This window comes from Paenibacillus sp. J5 (assembly GCF_054955055.1).
Window position 1 is genome coordinate 25,671 of the sequence record NZ_JBUEDD010000022.1, and the last position, 17,905, is coordinate 43,575.

Here is a 17,905-nt window from a genome sequence, read left to right on the forward strand (position 1 = left end):
GCACTTACTATATTTCGACAAATAACGCCATTTTCCCTTTGCATAGCCCCATGAGGAAGCTGCATGACGGGAAGCGGCTTGGTGATCCGCAAAAAAAAGCCAAGGCGCACGCAAGGGAGATCATCCCGAGATGGCGTGGCGCCTTGGCGATGGAGCAGCTTCTCAGCTTGATAGATTGGTATTCAATAATGCAAACAAGCACACCTTGGAAAGCCGTCTTCTCAGCCTTCCGTGGGGTGTGCTTGTTGCCCACAATATATTAATGGACGTTCGGCCCGTCTTGCCAATGGGCGGGATGCTTGCAGCCTATACGCCAGAGTAGGCCATAAAGCCGCCATCAACAGGGATCGTCGTTCCCGTCACGAAGCCGGAGGTTTCATGGTCAGCGAGCCAGAGCAGCGTGCCAAGCAGATCCTCAGGCTTGCCGAAGCGGCGCATTGGGGTATGCGTAATGATCTTGTGCGAGCGTTCCGTGAGCGAGCCGTCCTCATGAAGCAGCAGCCGCTCATTCTGTTCGGTCAGGAAGAAGCCGGGAGCGAGTGCATTGACACGGATGCCTGACTCTGCCAGATGGACTGCCAGCCATTGTGTGAAATTGTTGATCGCTGCCTTCGCCGCACTGTAAGCCGGCACCTTCGTCATCGGGGAAGGGGCGCTCATTGAAGAAATATTAATGATGGTCGCGCCTTCTCTGCCCAGCATCTGCCGTGTGAACGCTTGGGACGGAATGAGGCTGCCGACAAAATTCAGATCCAGTACGTTGCGGAACCCGTCGATGCTCAGCGTGAAGAAGGTGGTAAGCTCTGGATTGTCCAGATCCGCCGGCTTGAAGATTTCATTCGTCGTGTTGGCGCTCGGATGGTTGCCGCCTGCGCCATTAATTAGAATATCGCATGGGCCGAGCTGCTCCAGCACAGCGGCCGCTGCTGAGGCTACGCTGTCGGCAGAGGTGACATCACAGGCAATGGCGACTGCGATGCCTCCAGCCTGCTTGATGTCATCCGCAACCTTTTGCCCCTTCTCCACTGTACGATTCAGGATCGCGATGCGAGCTCCCTGCCGAGCCAGCTCGATGGCCATGGAGCGGCACAGTACGCCCGCGCCGCCAGTGATGACGACGGTTTTGCCTTGCAGGGAAGTATGGATGGGCAGGCTCATGCTTGGCTCACCTTCCGATCTACTGGCTGCTGGCTGGCTTGCTTGCTGTATGCATCCCATAATCCCCATAGATACATGATGCCTAGCGCCCGGTCATAGAGTCCGTAGCCTGGACGGCATTGCTCATCGAAGATATGGCGGCCATGATCGGGGCGGCAGAAGCCCGTGAAGCCCTCCTGATGGTAGGCCTGCACGATGCCTTCAATATCGACACTACCGTCCTGCGTGCGGTGCGAAGTCTCGATGAAGTCACCGTTCTCGTACACCTTGACATTGCGGATATGAGTGAATGGAATACGGTCGGCAAACTCATGAATCATCGACACGATATCATTGGCTGGATTCGCACCCAGCGAGCCGCTACACAGCGTCAGGCCATTCGACGGACTGTCATGGAGCGCCAGATAGCGACGCAGATTATCTTGACTGGTAATAATGCGCGGCAGTCCGAAGATCGAGAATGGTGGGTCATCCGGGTGAATGGCCATCTTGATGCCATTGGCCTCGGCGACCGGAATAATCTCATTCAGGAAGTAGCGTGCATTTTCCCACAGATGCTCCTCAGTAACCCCTTTGTAGGCTTCGAACAGCTTCGTGAGATGCTGCAGCCGCTCCGGCTCCCAGCCTGGCATAGTCAGCTCGGTGTTTTCACTGATCTGCCGCACCAGATCGAATGGATCGATGTCCGTAATTCTTGCTTTCTCGAAGAATAGCGCCGTGGAGCCGTCGCTCATCTCCTTGAACATATCGGTGCGCAGCCAGTCGAAGATAGGCATGAAATTATAGCAGATGACCTTCACGCCAACCTGTGCCAGCTTGACGATCGTCTTCTTATAGTTCTCGATATACACATCGCGCGATGGAAGACCCAGCTTAATATCCTCATGAATGTTCACACTCTCGACGACCTGAATATGCAGTCCGGCAGCGTCAGCCGCTTGCTTGACCTCCATGATTTTGTCCATCGGCCACTCCTCGCCTGCCGGGACATCATGCAGCGCCCAGACGATCCCTTCTACGCCTGGAATCTGACGAATATGCGCCAGCGATACCGTGTCGTTGCCCTCACCAAACCAACGGAATACCATTCTCATGTTTAAATACCGCCTTTCTTGAAGTAGGAACGATAGATTATACATACATAGCAACGCCGGGCTGTACTTACGGCTGCCCTGACGTAGTGAAATAGGCTGGGAATTTCTCCTGCAGCAGCGATTGGTCAGCAATCGACAAGCTGAGATGCTCCTGCATCAGCCTGTCAGCGCCTTGCGCATCATGATTGCGGATGGCGACCGCCATCTGTTCATGCTGGGTATAGATATGGCTCCAATTGTAGTCTGCTGCAAGCCGCAGCATACGGCTGCGATTAAGATGCACATTCATCTGCTGAATAACCGTCCATGTATTGCTCTTGCCGCAGCCATCGAATATCGTGCGGTGGAAGCGCTCATCCAGCTCGAACATCCCTTTGTAATCATGCTGTTCAATGGAAGCCTTCTGCTCTGCCAGATTCGACTGAAGCTGAGCAAGCTGCTGCTCGGGGAAGCTGTCGCAGGCAAGCTTGATGACCGCACGCTCCAACTGCTCGCGCATGAAGCGCGCCTCCTCGACAAGCGTCGTATCGATCAACGAGACGAAGGTGCCGCGCTGCGGATAGATATCCAGCAGTCCTTCCTGGGCCAGACGGACGAAGCTCTCCCGTACCGGGGTGCGGCTCACATTGAACTGCAGCGAAATTTCCTTCTCGGACAGCCCGGTGCCGGGGGGAAGTTCCAGACTTAAAATTTTGTCTCTCAGCGTGCTGTAGACCACCTCGCGTGTTGAGGCAGGCTGGGGCGGTTTGATAAACATATGGCCGTTACCTCCTCATATGTGCTAAGCTTAAATCCATACTACCATACTTGTATGGTAGTATGGTAGTGGTGGGAGAAAATTTTTTATTACGCTTTCATTTTGCTGTCTGCTGACCATTCTGCACCACCTCCCCGGCAGCGACAAGTCCTGTGCAAGCTGACTGCCAAGCCGCAAATAGCTGGGACCAGGGCGGGTACGGGTACGACAGCCTCTTCTTAATGATAGGAGCTTACAATCTGGATTCAGATAAGGCTCTGCCCATATGCTGCTTGCGGTATTCACTGGGAGACTGGCCGGACCAGCGCTTGAACTGGCGGCTGAAATGAGCAATATCGCGATAGCCGAAAATGGAGGCAATATGCTGGATCGAAAGTCGTGGATTGGCGAGCAGCAGCTTCGCCTCATCCAGCACCAGAGCCGACAGGTAGGCGCGCGGGGAGATGCCAAATACATGACGGAAGACGCGATTGCAGTGAGAAGCGCTGATTCCCAGCTTGGCGGCAATATCGTCAATGCCATAGTGCCCCTCCGCAGTCGTAGCGTGGTGGAAGCTCTGATTGACCAGTCCCTGCACCAGATTGCGAATCTGATGGGCGAGCTCGACCTTCTCATAGCCATCTGCGGAGAGGGCGACCGCTTCATCGGAGATCGCCTCCCAGAGATGGGCGAACAGCTCGAAGATCGCCGACTGCAGCCGCATCCGCTGGGCGATCGTTCCCTCGCTCTCATGGCGAGCGATCTCGATCAGCCGCAAGAGCGTGGGGTGTACGCGCCTCGCCAGCAGGCTGCTGGATGGGAAATGAACCTGCTCGATGCGGCTTAGGAGAGACAGAAACAACTGGTCATCTATGTTGAAATGAATGCAGAAGTACGTGAAGGGCTCGTCCTTCCCGCTGCGGCTGCCATGCTCCACACCTGGGCGCAGCAGCATCAGATCGCCGGGACGCTGCTCATAGCTCGCGCCGGACACCTGGAACAACTGCTCGCCATCCAGCACATAGTTAATCTCATACTGCGGATGTTCATGCAGCGGATAGTGCCATTCACGATTGACGCTGCGCAGATGCATGCCGAACAGATTGACCGTCGTCTTCACATCGGGGATCATAATCTCGCTGATGCTGTGCGCCGATTCGGGCGGATTAAGGGGAGCAGCCATACACAAGACCTCCTGGTTTAATATAAGTATGCGTTCTTCTCAAGTATACCTTATCCGTCCCGATTTGGGTAAATATCCGATTGATTTGACAATGGTCATTCACTACCGCCTTTGCTACCATGAACGGGAGCAGGACAACTCAGATGGGTAGCAGTTGATGATGAGAGGGGATAGGAATGATGGCGGAACGCAATCGTTTTTTTAATGCGCAGCATGCGCCAATTGGAGCATTTGCAAGCTTTACCTTGGGATTCAAAGGAAAAAGCGGTGGATTGGGTCTGGAGCTGGGCAAGCCGGCGGATCAGAATATATATATCGGATTTCAAGCTAGGGATGGTATAGGCTATGAGGCGCTGCCGTTCTTCGAGGCGGTAGAGGACGCGAGCGCACGCTATGACGTGGAGAAGCTGGATGACACGGAAAAGGATAAGGAAGCCTCTGTTTCGGGAGAGGCTGCTACTGCTGCGGAGGCTCAGGCGGGCGTGCAGGCTGAGCCTGGCCAGCGGGCGGCAGCGATCAAGCCATTCGCTGATAGGGCCATCTCGCGCAGCTTCGGAACGGGCACCGACACCTGGCAGGCAGGCGATCTGACCTTCCGTCTCTATTCGCCTGTGCGCTCTGTCCCAGACCCGGAAATGGAGGGCGACTCCGAGGCGCTCAAGGCAGCGATTGTGCCAGCGGTGTTCGCCGAGCTGACACTGGATAATACGCAAGGAAGCATTGCGCGCACTGGCTTCTTCGGCTATGAAGGCAATGATCCGTACAGCGCTATGCGGCGGCTTGGAGATACGAGCGGCGGTCGCTTCGAGGGAGTGGGTCAGGGCAGACTGACCGCGATTGTCACGAATGAGCCAGGCGTGCGCAGCGGACTCGGCTTCACGATGGAGAAGGTGCTGGAGACTGGCGAGGGTCATAATCTGTCCTTCGGACTTGGGGGCACTGGAGCGTTGCTTATGGATGTGCCTGCGGGTGAGAAGCGAACCTTCCGATTCGCCATCTGCTTCTATCGCGGCGGCATTGCGACCACGGGCATCGATGCATCCTATTACTACACCCGCTACTTCGCCAATATCGAAGCGGTGGGGGCTTACGCGCTGCAGCATTTTGCCGAGCTGACGGCGGCTTGCGAGCAGGCTGACCGCTGGATCGAGGGGGCGGGCTTGTCCGCCGACCAGACCTTTATGCTAGCTCATGCCATCCACAGCTACTATGGCAGCACGCAACTGCTAGAGGCCGATGGGAAGCCGATCTGGGTCGTCAATGAGGGCGAATACCGGATGATGAACACACTGGATCTGACAGCCGACCAGCTCTATTATGAGCTGATGGTGAATCCATGGACGGTGCGCAACGAGCTGGAGCTGTTCGTTAGCCGTTACAGCTATACGGATCGCGTCCGCTTCCCTGGAGAGGAGGCTGACCATCCAGGCGGCCTGACGTTCACACATGATATGGGGGTTGCCAATGTATTCTCCCGTCCAGAATATTCAGCCTACGAGCTGGCCGGACTGGATGACTGCTTCTCGTTCATGAGCCACGAGGAATTGGTGAATTGGCTCTGCTGCGCGCTCGTCTACATCGAGCAGACGAAGGACGAGGCATTTGCAGAGCGTATGCTGCCAGTCATTCGCGACAGCTTCGAGAGCATGCTGCGCCGCGATCACCCGGATGCCAGCTTGCGCAATGGGCTGATGGGGCTGGACAGCACGCGCACCGAGGGCGGAGCAGAGATTACAACCTATGACTCGCTGGATGTGTCGCTTGGACAGTCACGCAATAATATCTATCTTGCGGGCAAATGCTGGGCGGTCTATGTGGCACTGGAGAAGCTGTTCGCCGACCGGGGCCTGGACGAGCTGGCGCAGGAGGCGGGCGCACAAGCGGACAGATGCGCGGCATCCGTAGCCGCCGAGCTGACAGAAGGGGGCTATATTCCTGCGGTGATCAAGGAGAATAACGATTCGCGCATCATCCCTGCGATCGAAGGCTTAGTCTTCCCATTCTTCACCGGCTGTCGCTCTGCACTTGACATGAATGGTCGATTTGGTGTTTATTTGAAATCATTAAGGACGCATCTGCAGACAGTGCTGGTGCAGGGCACCTGCCTGTTCGAGGATGGGGCATGGAAATTGTCTTCGACGAGCAATAACTCCTGGTTAAGCAAAATCTATCTCTCCCAATTCATCGCCCGCGAGATTCTTGGGCTGGCTTGGGAAGAGGAGGGAGCCGCGGCGGATGCGGCTCATGTGAACTGGCTGCTGCACCCCGAGCTGTCCTACTGGTGCTGGAGCGACCAGATTTTGTCCGGTCGGATCATCGGCAGCAAATATTATCCGCGCGGCGTTACCGCGATCCTCTGGCTGTTGGAGGGAGCAGGCAAGAATAAGCAGTTGACAGGAGAAGTACCCGTCTGAAGGCAGATTCCTATGGCACATTCGGCTGCTTCCGTGCGATATTCATTCGGGTAAGGAACGAATCTCGCATTGAGGCGGCTGTAAACTAGATTGGGAGGTACAAGATGACAACGCAATCGATATCGTATCCATACGGCTCAGGCTACCACGCCTGGCTGGCTTATCAAGAAATTACAGATGCGGATCAGCGGCAGCGCTATGCTGCGTGGTGCAGCCGGATCAGTACGAATGAAACTCACGAGACGATTCGGGCGGCAGCCGCCGAACTGGAGCGGGGCATTGGCTCCCTGCTCGGCGCGAAGCCTGCTGTCACATCAGAGCCAGGCGAAGGCGGCATCGTGCTTGGTACGTTCGGCGGCAACGAGCAGATCGCCGCAGTCTGGAAGTCGGAGCTGCCGGATATCGGGGAGGACGGCTATGCCATCCGCACGGAGAGCGGACGCATCGTAATTGGTGCCCATTCCGCAGCAGGCGTGTTATACGGCGCCTTTCATCTGCTGCGTATGATCGGCTCGGGCGAGCCGCTGGACGCGCTGGATGTGACTGAGCGCCCAGCCAATGGTCTGCGTATGATCAATCAGTGGGACAATATCGATGGGAGCATCGAGCGCGGCTATGCCGGAAGATCGATATTCTATGACCAGGATGAGATTACAACCGATCTGGATCGGATTCGCGACTATGCGCGTCTGCTGTCCTCGGTTGGGCTGAATGCGATTGCGATCAATAATGTCAATGTCCATAAGTACGAGACGATGTTCCTGACGGATCGCTATCTGCCGCAGATCGCTGCGCTGGCGGATGTGTTCAGAGTTTACGGCATCAAGCTGTTCCTGAGCATCAACTATGCCAGCCCGCTGGAGATTGGCGGCTTGTCGACAGCCGATCCGCTCGCCCCGGCTGTCCGCGAGTGGTGGAAGGCGAAGGCGGCGGAGGTGTATGCTGCTATTCCAGACTTTGGAGGCTTCCTCGTCAAGGCGGATTCAGAGAATCGCCCGGGGCCGTTCTCCTATGACCGCGATCATGCGGACGGCGCGAACATGCTGGCTGAAGCGCTGCTCCCTTACGGCGGCCTCGTCATCTGGCGTTGCTTTGTGTATAACTGCAAGCAGGACTGGCGAGATCGCTCGACCGACCGGGCGCGCGCTGCATATGACCATTTCAAGCCGCTTGACGGCCGTTTCATGGATAATGTCATCCTGCAGATCAAGAATGGTCCGATGGACTTCCAGGTGCGTGAGCCGGTATCGCCGCTATTCGGCGCAATGGAGCATACGAACCAGGTCATCGAGTTCCAGGTTACACAGGAGTACACCGGGCAGCAGCGCCATGTCTGCTATCTGGTGCCGCAGTGGAAGGAAGTGCTCGACTTCAACACGTATGCGAAGGGCGAAGCTTCGCCAGTCAAGCGCATCGTAGACGGCAGCGTGTTCCAGCGGCGTCATAACGGCTTTGCCGCCGTATCCAATATCGGAGCAGATTCCAACTGGACAGGACATCTGCTGGCGCAGGCCAATCTATACGGCTTTGGTCGTCTGGCTTGGAATCCTGAGGCTACATCGGAGCAGCTCGCTCGCGAATGGGTGATGCTGGCCCTGTCGCGCAGTGAGCAGGTGATTCGCACCGTGTGCGGCATTCTGCTAGATTCGCTCGATATTTACGAATCGTACACCGCACCGCTCGGCGTCGGCTGGATGGTTAACCCGAACCATCACTATGGCCCGAATGTGGACGGCTATGAGTATGATAAATGGGGGACTTACCATTTTGCCGACTGCCACGGCATCGGAGTCGATCGCACGGTAGCGAGCGGCACCGGCTATGCAGGGCAGTATCAAGGCGCGAACGCGGTAGCCTATGAGTCGCTGGAGAATTGCCCGGATGAGCTGCTGCTCTTCTTCCATCATGTGCCGTATACGCACAAGCTTCATTCCGGCGTCACTGTCATTCAGCATATCTACAACACGCATTTCGACGGTGCAGAGCGCGCGGCGCAGTTGGTGGAGCGCTGGGGCGAGCTGGAGAGTGTGCTGGATGACCAAATCTATGCACAAGTTGCAGAGCGGCTGTCGGAGCAGGCGGAGCATGCCAAGGAATGGCGCGACATCATCAATACGTACTTCCTGCGCAAGAGCGGCATTGCTGATGGGCAGGGACGAACAATCTACTAAGCTTGCGCCTGCGATGGGCTGCTAGCTACAGGCTCAGGCACAGGCATAAATACGAGGGAGCTGTCTGGAATTTCCCTTAAATAAATTGGCTGGACGAGAAAACGCAAGGTTTTCCATCCAGCCTTTTTATGTGCCTGCTTATCTCGCTTGCTGCGTTCCACACGGCGCTGGCTCCTTCACCGGCACTTCGGCACTCTATCCGCATACGTTTTCATCAACGATGATATTTTCGTATTATTTTGAAAGAATTAGAGCATTTCTCTCCTTTAGCGGGCGCGGAGCGGCCTATATACTTAGAGCATACTGTTGCTGTGATACTGTTAAAGAGGTGATCATTCATGAACCGTTCTGCATCTGCTGCGGCTGGAACCGGCCGTTCGAAGCACAGAAGCTCCTTCCTGAAGCGGTGGGATGCGCCCATAGCGGGCTATCTGTTTATATCCCCGTGGCTGCTCGGCTTCATCGGGCTGACCGCGTATCCGATGCTGTTATCCCTGTATTATTCATTTACGGATTATACCTTAATGGAGCAGGTAAGCTGGGTCGGGCTAGAGAATTACGAGAAAATCTTCAATAATGACGGGAAATTTGTGCAATCTGTGAAGGTTACCTTCCTGTATGTGCTTGCTTCCGTACCGCTCAAGCTGGTCGCCGCGCTGTTGGTGGCGATTATTCTGAACAGGGCAGTGCGCGGTATCTCGGCTTATCGCACGGCGATCTACTTTCCTTCCCTGATCGGGGGAAGCATCGCTGTATCGCTGCTGTGGAGCAATATGTTCGGTGTAGATGGCTTCTTCAACAAAATCCTGGCGGCCATCGGTATTCAGGGTCAAGGCTGGGTCACCAGTCCAGACACGGCTTTATGGACGTTGATTATGCTGACCGTATGGCAATTCGGCTCCTCAATGGTTATTTTCCTTGCGGGCTTGAAGCAGATTCCAAATGATCTGTATGAAGCGTCCTCGGTGGATGGGGCGAACCGGTTCGTGCAATTTTTCAAGGTTACGCTGCCAATGCTGTCGCCGACAATCTACTTCAACCTGATCATGGGTGTCATTAATGCGTTCCAGATGTTTACCTCGGCGTATGTGATTACGAAGGGCGGGCCGATGAACTCGACCTATGTGTATGCCTTGTATCTGTATGAACGGGCCTTTAGCCGTTATCAGCTTGGCTACGCTTCGGCTCTGGCCTGGATTATGCTGATTATGATCGTGGTGGTTGCGGCGCTGATCGCGGTCAGCTCCAAGTACTGGGTATTCTACGAAAATGATGGCGGGGGGAGGAAAGGCAAATGACGGTTAAATGGAAGCAGGCAGTTCGCCATCTGTTTATGATTGTTTTCAGCTTGATCATGGTGTACCCGATCATCTGGTGGGTAGGCGCGTCGCTCAAGACGAACAGCGAGCTGAGCTCACCGAACATTTTCCCATCCATCCCGCAATGGAGCAATTTCACGGATGGCTGGAAGGCGATTCCGGGACGGACCTTCACGGATTTCTATCTCAATACATTCCAGCTTGAAATTGCGGTGCTCATTGCTACGCTGCTCTCCTGTACGTTGGTGGCCTTCGGCTTCGGGCGGCTGGATTTTCCGCTCAAGCGGTTCTGGTTCGCACTGCTGATGCTGACGCTGATGCTGCCAGGACAGGTGCTCATCATTCCACAGTATGCGATGTTTCACCAGCTAGGCTGGGTCAATACGTACTGGCCATTCATCGTCCCTCACTTGCTGGCAGGCGGGGCAGGCGGCACCTTCTTCGTCTTCCTGCTCATCCAGTTCGTGCGGGGAATTCCGAAGGAGCTGGATGAGTCGGCTAAAATTGACGGCTGCTCGTGGTTCGGCATCTACTGGCGTATCGTCATGCCGCTGACAAAGCCGGCGATTGTAACCGTCATGATCTTCTGCTTCCTCTGGAACTGGGATGACTTCCTCGGCCATCTGCTCTATATCAACTCCGTCGAGAAGTACACGGTCGGTCTGGCCCTGCGGATGATTAACGATTCACAGGCAGGTCAGCAATGGGGACAACTACTGGCCATGTCGCTTGTCTCCATCATGCCGGCGACACTGGTGTTCATGTTCCTGCAGAAATACTTTGTGGAAGGCATCGCGACCACAGGCATCAAGGGCTAGATATCACGCTGATTGCAGCTTCCTGATGATGTCTGCTGATTGCAGGGAGGGGCTGCGGTACTCTGGCAGCCTGGATCTTGCGATGAATAGAATGTCTCTCAAGCCCCGGCTTTCGCTCACATAGCGAGTCGGGGCTTCCGTATATCGAATTCGGCAGTGGCTAGAGAGTAGATAGCGACAGTCTGTTCGCTTCGGCTGCAAAGGTATGACTTGACTATAGGCGAGCCTTCTTCGGATGCACAAAAAAAGGAGCCGCCCTCTATACTATCGATAGATAGCATAGAGGTGACTCCTCTAAACAAAAAGAAGCTTGCAATTATTGCTTCTCTACCTCGAACCCGGCCTTCTCCAGCAGTGTAACGAGACCATCCTTGTCCACCATATGGAGCGAGCCGACGACAACCAGGTGGGTTTCCTTCTTATCGCTGTTCAGATAGTCAATGATCTGCTCCGTCATTGCGATGTTGCGGTCTGTGAGCATGCCCTTGTAGTATTCCTTATCCCATCCTAGAGCCTGGGTCAACTGAAGCAGCACCTCTTCATCCCCTTCAGCCCACATCTTGGTCAACATATCGATGCCTTGCGAGGAATCTTCTCCTTCACCGGCCTCCAGTGTTTGCAGCAGGATCTTCTCTTGCAGCGGGTCAGAGAAGTTGTTGAACATATTCAACTGGGAATCAACAGATTCCAAGGAGATGATCGGCTTCTTCATTTCATTCGCCTTGTTCATCAGATACATATCAATGCCAATCTCTGGCTGATAGCCGGCAGCGGCAATCTGGCTGGAGGAGATGGTTTGAGTTACTGCCCATGGCTTGAAGCCATCCAGCGCGTTGGTTGGCGCGCCATTATCCTTCAGGAACTTCTGGACCTTCGCATAGGTATCAGCAGAGATATGATCCTTCAGTGTTGTCCCATCATTGTACTGAGCCAGCGCTAGAGTTGTAGCAGCCAGCGCATTCTGATCGATCCGGGTCAGATCAATCTCGACACTCAGCTTGTCCGCTGCAATCAGCGCATTCTCAATCTCGTCGCGCAGCGGATACATGTCCTTCTTCGCAACGTGGATTGAACCGAGCAGGTAGACGGTATTCCCCTTGTTCTCTACCTTCCAGAGAAAGCCGCGGCCTGCTTCTGCTTGCGTAGCCATCTCTGATGTGAGCAATACAGCCCGGTCGGCCTGGCTCCAACTGACGGTGTAGCCCAGCGCCTCGCCGACGAAGCGAACCGGGACATACGTGACACCCTTCACTTGCTTCGGTGCAAGAGCTAATTGCAGCGTCTCGCCATTAACCTTAGCCTCCTGACTGCCTAACTGAAACTCCATCGTCAGCTCGGACTTGGAAGCGCTGGCGGTCTTCGTCTTCTCATCCCAACTGTAGGTTGCGCCAAGCTGCTCCAGCAGCGGTTGCATCGGTGCAAGCGTTGTGCCCTTCTCTACAATGGGCTCAGCCTGGCCAAGCTCCAGTTGCTTGCCGTCCAGCATAACGGAGATGGATTTCTCTGCCGCCTGTGCAGTAGAGAAGATCGACATTAGCATGAACAACGATACAAATAGTGCGATGATTTTTTTCTTGTGCATGGTTAGCTCCTTACAATTTGTAATATATGAAGGCACCTGAAGCTATTCCTGCCTGCTTGTCTATGCGGCTGCGTCAGGGCATACTATTATAGTAGTACGTATCGGCAAGGAAAGTGGTTTCAAATATTAACAAATTTATATGCAATTATGAAGTGCACGTTGGATGGGGGAAGAGTAGATGATCAATCCATTTAAAAAATATAAGGTCGACCACTTTTTTTTCAGAAGCTTCAGCTTGTTTATCATCCTCGTGCTGGGCTGTACCGTCTGGGCCAGCTATCGAATCTCCTCGGCGGAGCTAGCCAAGACGACCTCCTATTACCAGCAACAACTACTGGACGAGTTGAATAGTGAGATTTCAGCCCGACTGATTACGATTGAGCAGATCTCCCTGTCCACCTCGCGGGATAACGAGCTGCTCACGCTGCTAGCTGGCAAGCAGGATAAGTATGACCGCTACCGGCAATCCAAGAGCGTAGAGCAGGCATTGGCGAATCTTACCTACTCCATTCCGCTGATCCAGGGGATTGATCTCTATATGAAGGAACCGTGGCGCACCGATACACGCAGTTATATACAGTTTAAGGATGTTAGCGAGGTGACGGAGCAGGTCTGGTATGATGCGCTGCAGAACAATGATTTCGCCTGGTCTCGCGAGCATACGGTGCGAAGCTTTCAGGGCGATGTTCCGGTTATCAGCTTCATACGGCAATTGGTGTACGATGACAGCTATATCGGCACACTCGTCATTCATGTGAAGGCTGCTAATATAGGAGCGATGCTGGCAGGGCAGAATGGAACGGCGAACCGGATGATGATCGATGCTGCAGGAAGGCAATTGCTCACAATTGGGGAAGTGCCCTCCGAGTCGGAGCTGTCCGAATGGGTCAGCGGCAACGTTGGACAGTCCGGTACAGCGCAAATCGACAGTGCTCATGGGCGCAAGGATACGCTGCTCGTCTACTCCAAGCTGTCGGACTCGAACTGGATGCTGGTGGAGGTCACGCCATGGCAGCAGATCACCGCAGGCAGCATTCGACTAGCCGAGGTTATCGGCTTGATCGGTATTGCTGCCGTGCTGCTGGCGCTCATTCTGACCCATCTGCTAAGCCGCCAGTTTACAAGGCCGATCAAGCAATTAGTGGAGGCGATGGGCTCCTACTCGGTGACAGGGAAGAAGACGGAGCTGCCCTTCGATTACGAGAATGAGTTCGGCTATCTGTTCGCAGGATACCGCAAGCAGAATGAGCGGATCGAGGCGCTCTATCTGTCGCTGCGCGAGCGACACGAGCAGCAGCGCAAGGCTGAGATTGAAGCGTTGCAGGCCAATATTAATCCGCATTTCCTCTATAATACACTGGATCAGTTGAATTGGATGGCCATTGCGTCCGGGCAGCATGAGATGAGTCGCATATTGGAGCTGATGGGACGGATGTTCCGCATCGGCTTGTCGAATGGAGAGCCGTTCATCACAATTGAGGATGAGATGACGCATATTTCATGCTACCTGGAGATTCAGCAGTTGCGCTGGGGGAGTGGGCTGGAATATACACTGACCGCATCTCCCGCGCTGCGCAAGCTGTATATCCCGAAGATGCTGCTGCAGCCCTTTGTGGAAAATTCAGTCGTGCACGGCTTTAACGCACGCAGCAGCGGTTGGATCGGCATTCGGATCGAGCAGGAAGGGGAGCGTCTGATCATTACGATCGAGGATGATGGCAGCGGTCTGCTGCGGAAGGTGGAGGAGGAGCCCAGACGCAAGACAGGCGGCTACGGTATCCGTAATGTACGCGAGCGGATCGCCGCGTACTTTGGCGATCCCTACGGTGCAGAGCTTAGCGCGCGTGCAGAGGGCGGAACGTGCGTTACGATCGTACTGCCGCTTGTTGCAGAGCGTCCCGAGGCCGTCCGTGACGGGAAAGGAGGATAGCAGCGGCTAGCGCAGATCGGGCTGGCTGCGGCGGGAAGATTCGGATTATTTTATAATAAATTGTGCATTTCTCTTATATAAAGCCCCTCATGTAATTGATAACATAGACATGTGCACAAACTAAGCAGATACAGGGGGAAGGAACACTATGCCGAAATGGAAGCGTTACCTAACACTATTCATCGCTGCTGCGGTTGTTATCTCGTTGGCAGCATGTGGTAATGGCAATAAGGAACAACAGGCTCCATCAACTGGAGGGGAAGCAGCCAGCAATGGGGATGTCAAGCTCCGCATCATGTGGTGGGGGTCGCAGGAGCGTCATGAAGCAACGTTGGCTGTGCTCGATATGTATACGAAAGCGAATCCGCATGTAACTTTCGACCCGGAATATTCCGGCATGGATGGTTATCTGGATAAGCTGTCGACCCAAGCGGCTGCCAATAATGCGCCGGATGTGATCCAACTCGATCCGGGCTGGATCTCGGACTGGTCGGCACGCAATCAATTAGCGGACCTCTCTTCGGGAATCAACTTGTCCAATGTGGATCAGAAGGTGCTCTCTGGCGGACAATATAATGGGACGCAGTATGCCATTCCGCTCGGCTCGGTTGCATATGGTATGATCTATGACAAGGCTGCTCTCGAGAAGGTGGGAGTACCGGCTCCTTCCAACGGCTGGAGCTGGGATGATTTCTTCGCGATGGCGAAGGAGATGAAGGGCAAGTTGCCTGAGGGGCAATACTTCACGAAGGATTATGCGGGCGACTACTTCGCGTACAGTGCATACCAGTATGCACAAGGCAAAGGGAAAGTCGTTACAGATGAAGGTGTATTTAATGTAGACCAGGATACCTTCCTGGCCTGGACGAAGCAATTCGAGGAGCTGCGCAAGGAGGGAATCGTGCCTCCGGCTGACCTGAACGCTTCCGATAAAGAGTTTGATCCAACGATGGACCTGCTCGTATCAGGGAAGATTGTTATCCGTCTATCCTTCTCCAACAACCTGGGCGCATGGAACAGTCTGAAGGAAGGCGCATATGCGCTGGTGACGATGCCTCGTGCGGTTGAGGCGGGCGGTTGGCTGAAGCCATCGATGTTCTTCGGCATCTCGGCTACCTCCAAGCATGCTGAGGAAGCGAAGAAGTTCGTGGACTGGTTCATTAATAGTCCTGATGCAGCAGGCGTGCTGAAGACTGCTCGCGGCATGCCGGTAAATAGCGAGATCGCGACTACGCTTGAAGCACAACTGAGTGATACGGATAAGGCTGGGCTGGAGCTGCTGCGTGCGACCGAGAAGGATGGACAGACCTTCAGCGCTGGCGCCAAGGGCTGGACCAACTTTATCGACAAAGATTGGCCGCTGGTTCGGGATGAACTGAGCTTCGGCAAGACGACTCCAGAAGAAGCCTATGAGAAGCTGAAGCAGGCCGCTGCGGAGTACGAATAAGGTTTAAAAGAGAGAACAGCCATGCACGCGGGAGCAATGCCCCGTGCATGGGCTGTTCTGTTCTATTTCATCATTAGCCATCTGTCAGCCAGCAACGGCAACGGAGGGTATACTCGGCAGAGAGGTGGAAAGTCATATGTGGAAGATCGCAATTATTGACGATGACAGACAGGTGCTGCAAGGCATGAAGCGTGCGATTCCGTGGGAGGAGCTAAATGCGGAATGGGCGGGCGACGCTCTGAATGGTGCTGACGGACTGGAGCTGATTCGCCGAGTGGAGCCGGACGTTGTCATAACTGACATCTATATGCCTGTTATGAATGGACTGGACATGATCGAGCAGTTGCGAGAGGAGGAGTATGGGGGGAAAATTATTATCTTAAGTGGATACTCCGACTTCGAATATGCCCGCCAGGCGCTTCGCCTTCATGTAAGTGATTATATGTCCAAGCCAATCAGTCTCCCGACGCTCAACTCGGTGCTTGGCAAGGCGCTGCAAGAGCTGGCTGAGGAGGAGGAGGCGCGTAATCGTCATAACGAGCTGGCAGATAAGCTGAAGCGATATGAGCCTTTTGTGGAGAAGGAATGGGTCAGTTCGGCTGTAACCGGCACATTGGATCGTTCCTATCAAAGCGGAGATCTGCCGGAGCCCTACCAATACTGGACCGAGCAGGAACATCTGGTCATCGGTATCGAACTGGTACGTGATGTTAGAGCCAGTGAATTAAGTCTCCCGGATTGGAATCTGTTCCGATTCGCATTGCGCAACATCGTGTGCGAGGTAGCGCAGGGCACAGGGCTGAAATATGAATATGCGGAGATGCACGGGACACGTTCCGTGCTGTTGCTGCATCCAGAGCGGGGGAGTGATCCGGCTATGCTTGCGCAGCGTATGGATCGGCTTGGCACCGAACTGATCGATTGCATGCAAAGCTACCTAAAGCTGGTCATCCGTGTGGGAATCGGCGGCTTGAAGCAGGCATGGCAGCAGATACCGGATTCCACGGAGGAAGCCTTCCACGCTATCGAGAGTCGAGAAATCGGGGGAGAGAACGGCTATTATTTGTACCGATATGCCGCCCTTACAGATGAGAACCAGGGATCAGGCGGACCTCCGCTACGCCCTGTGAAGCTCTATGCAGAGCTTGCAGGGGCGATTAAGACCAGCCAGGAAGCGATGGCTCACCAGATTGTTAGCGGGTATATGGAGCAGCTAGAAGGACAGGATGGAATCTCTCCAGAGTATTTGCAGATGCTTGCTGGGGAGCTATGGGGAATTTTTGCTTATTGCTTGCATGAGGTGGGGATGGTGCTGGATGATATCTTTCCGAATCATCAGATTGCCAAAGAACTTGCGGGGATCAGCCGCATCGATCAACTGAGGGAGTGGCTGAAGGACAAAATAACAGTCATCTGCAGTAGTCGCCAGTGGCGTGGCAACAGCAAGCACCGGCAAGCCGTTGATTTTATGATTCAATATATTCATGAGCACTACACAGAGGACATCACATTAAGTGAGCTGGCAGACAAGGTATATATATCCCGTAATTATCTGGCGATCATCTTCAAGAACATGACGGGGGAAACCTTCAACACCTATCTGACACGTGTGCGGATTGAAAGGGCGAAGGAATTAATCATGGAGAAAAATATGCTCGTCTATGAAGTCGCGGAACAGGTTGGCTACCGAAATGTACCGTATTTCAGCACGCTGTTCAAGAAGTACACTGGAATGAACCCGACCGAATTAGTCAAATGACCCCTTATGGTGGAGGATAGGGCCGTCAAGGCATGGAATGCAAGCGGCCTTATACTGCGCATATCGAAAGTAAATCGTAGGACTGCAAGGCGGCCAACGCTGCTCTATATTTCAGACTGGTTAATGGTTAACAAACATTCGTTCTTTCATATTCTTATAAAAAAGATGTAGACAAAGCGAAGTATTTGTCGTATATTATAAATCTGGAGTTTGGACATATGCCCATTCGTCAGGAAGCAAGAAAGCAAGCTGAAAAAAGTTTTAAAAAAAAGCTTGCCAAGATACAACAGAGTA

At 54.1% G+C, this 17,905-nt stretch carries 13 protein-coding genes; 7 read left to right on the forward strand and 6 right to left on the reverse strand.

Annotated features, from left to right (window positions below):
• Window positions 1-306: 306 nt before the first annotated feature.
• From ACY1JZ_RS25800 to ACY1JZ_RS25815, 4 genes are all read right to left on the reverse strand, one after another.
• Complete coding sequence (locus tag ACY1JZ_RS25800) at window positions 307-1,158, reverse strand: SDR family oxidoreductase (protein WP_462631629.1); 852 nt, start codon at window positions 1,156-1,158, stop codon at window positions 307-309.
• On the reverse strand, window positions 1,155-2,252 hold the full coding sequence (gene uxuA / locus ACY1JZ_RS25805; RefSeq protein WP_462631630.1) for a mannonate dehydratase: 1,098 nt from the start codon (window positions 2,250-2,252) through the stop codon (window positions 1,155-1,157). Before uxuA ends, ACY1JZ_RS25800 begins: the two co-directional genes overlap by 4 nt.
• Before the next feature lie 67 nt (window positions 2,253-2,319).
• Entirely contained in the window at window positions 2,320-3,009 is a 690-nt protein-coding gene (locus ACY1JZ_RS25810; RefSeq protein WP_462631632.1) for a GntR family transcriptional regulator, read from the reverse strand.
• Between the two features lie 232 nt (window positions 3,010-3,241).
• Window positions 3,242-4,171, reverse strand: a complete 930-nt coding sequence (locus ACY1JZ_RS25815; RefSeq protein ID WP_462631634.1) for an AraC family transcriptional regulator — start codon at window positions 4,169-4,171, stop codon at window positions 3,242-3,244.
• Between the two features lie 179 nt (window positions 4,172-4,350).
• On the opposite strand from ACY1JZ_RS25815, the gene ACY1JZ_RS25820 reads away from it, so the two are divergent.
• Together ACY1JZ_RS25820 and ACY1JZ_RS25825 are read left to right on the forward strand one after the other, a co-directional pair.
• Window positions 4,351-6,585 carry a glycoside hydrolase family 52 protein gene (locus ACY1JZ_RS25820; RefSeq protein ID WP_462631635.1) on the forward strand — a complete coding sequence of 745 codons (2,235 nt, stop codon included), beginning with the start codon at window positions 4,351-4,353 and terminating at the stop codon, window positions 6,583-6,585.
• Window positions 6,586-6,689: 104 nt separating this feature from the next.
• A complete protein-coding gene (locus tag ACY1JZ_RS25825; RefSeq protein ID WP_462631636.1) occupies window positions 6,690-8,756 on the forward strand; it encodes an alpha-glucuronidase family glycosyl hydrolase in 2,067 nt (688 codons plus the stop codon).
• Here ACY1JZ_RS25825 and ACY1JZ_RS25830 read toward each other — a convergent pair.
• On the reverse strand, window positions 8,753-8,917 hold the full coding sequence (locus ACY1JZ_RS25830) for a hypothetical protein (protein ID WP_270169037.1): 165 nt from the start codon (window positions 8,915-8,917) through the stop codon (window positions 8,753-8,755). The genes ACY1JZ_RS25825 and ACY1JZ_RS25830 overlap by 4 nt on opposite strands.
• A 177-nt stretch (window positions 8,918-9,094) precedes the next feature.
• Between ACY1JZ_RS25830 and ACY1JZ_RS25835 the strand changes: the two genes are divergently transcribed.
• Window positions 9,095-10,054: a carbohydrate ABC transporter permease gene (locus ACY1JZ_RS25835; protein ID WP_270169039.1), complete on the forward strand. Its 960-nt coding sequence runs from the start codon at window positions 9,095-9,097 to the stop codon at window positions 10,052-10,054.
• Window positions 10,051-10,893 (forward strand): carbohydrate ABC transporter permease, encoded by an 843-nt coding sequence (locus tag ACY1JZ_RS25840; RefSeq protein WP_462631638.1) that lies wholly within the window; start codon window positions 10,051-10,053, stop codon window positions 10,891-10,893. Before ACY1JZ_RS25835 ends, ACY1JZ_RS25840 begins: the two co-directional genes overlap by 4 nt.
• 316 nt (window positions 10,894-11,209) lie before the next feature.
• On the opposite strand, the gene ACY1JZ_RS25845 is transcribed toward ACY1JZ_RS25840, so the two are convergent.
• Window positions 11,210-12,475 (reverse strand): TraB/GumN family protein, encoded by a 1,266-nt coding sequence (locus tag ACY1JZ_RS25845; RefSeq protein ID WP_462631640.1) that lies wholly within the window; start codon window positions 12,473-12,475, stop codon window positions 11,210-11,212.
• A 178-nt stretch (window positions 12,476-12,653) separates the two neighbouring features.
• On the opposite strand from ACY1JZ_RS25845, the gene ACY1JZ_RS25850 reads away from it, so the two are divergent.
• The 3 genes from ACY1JZ_RS25850 to ACY1JZ_RS25860 all read left to right on the forward strand — a co-directional run bounded on the left by ACY1JZ_RS25850 (window position 12,654) and on the right by ACY1JZ_RS25860 (window position 17,611).
• Window positions 12,654-14,405 carry a cache domain-containing sensor histidine kinase gene (locus tag ACY1JZ_RS25850; RefSeq protein WP_462631641.1) on the forward strand — a complete coding sequence of 584 codons (1,752 nt, stop codon included), beginning with the start codon at window positions 12,654-12,656 and terminating at the stop codon, window positions 14,403-14,405.
• Between the two features lie 148 nt (window positions 14,406-14,553).
• Complete coding sequence (locus ACY1JZ_RS25855) at window positions 14,554-15,852, forward strand: ABC transporter substrate-binding protein (RefSeq protein ID WP_462631643.1); 1,299 nt, start codon at window positions 14,554-14,556, stop codon at window positions 15,850-15,852.
• A 136-nt stretch (window positions 15,853-15,988) separates the two neighbouring features.
• A complete protein-coding gene (locus ACY1JZ_RS25860) occupies window positions 15,989-17,611 on the forward strand; it encodes a response regulator transcription factor (protein WP_462631645.1) in 1,623 nt (540 codons plus the stop codon).
• Window positions 17,612-17,905: the final 294 nt, after the last annotated feature.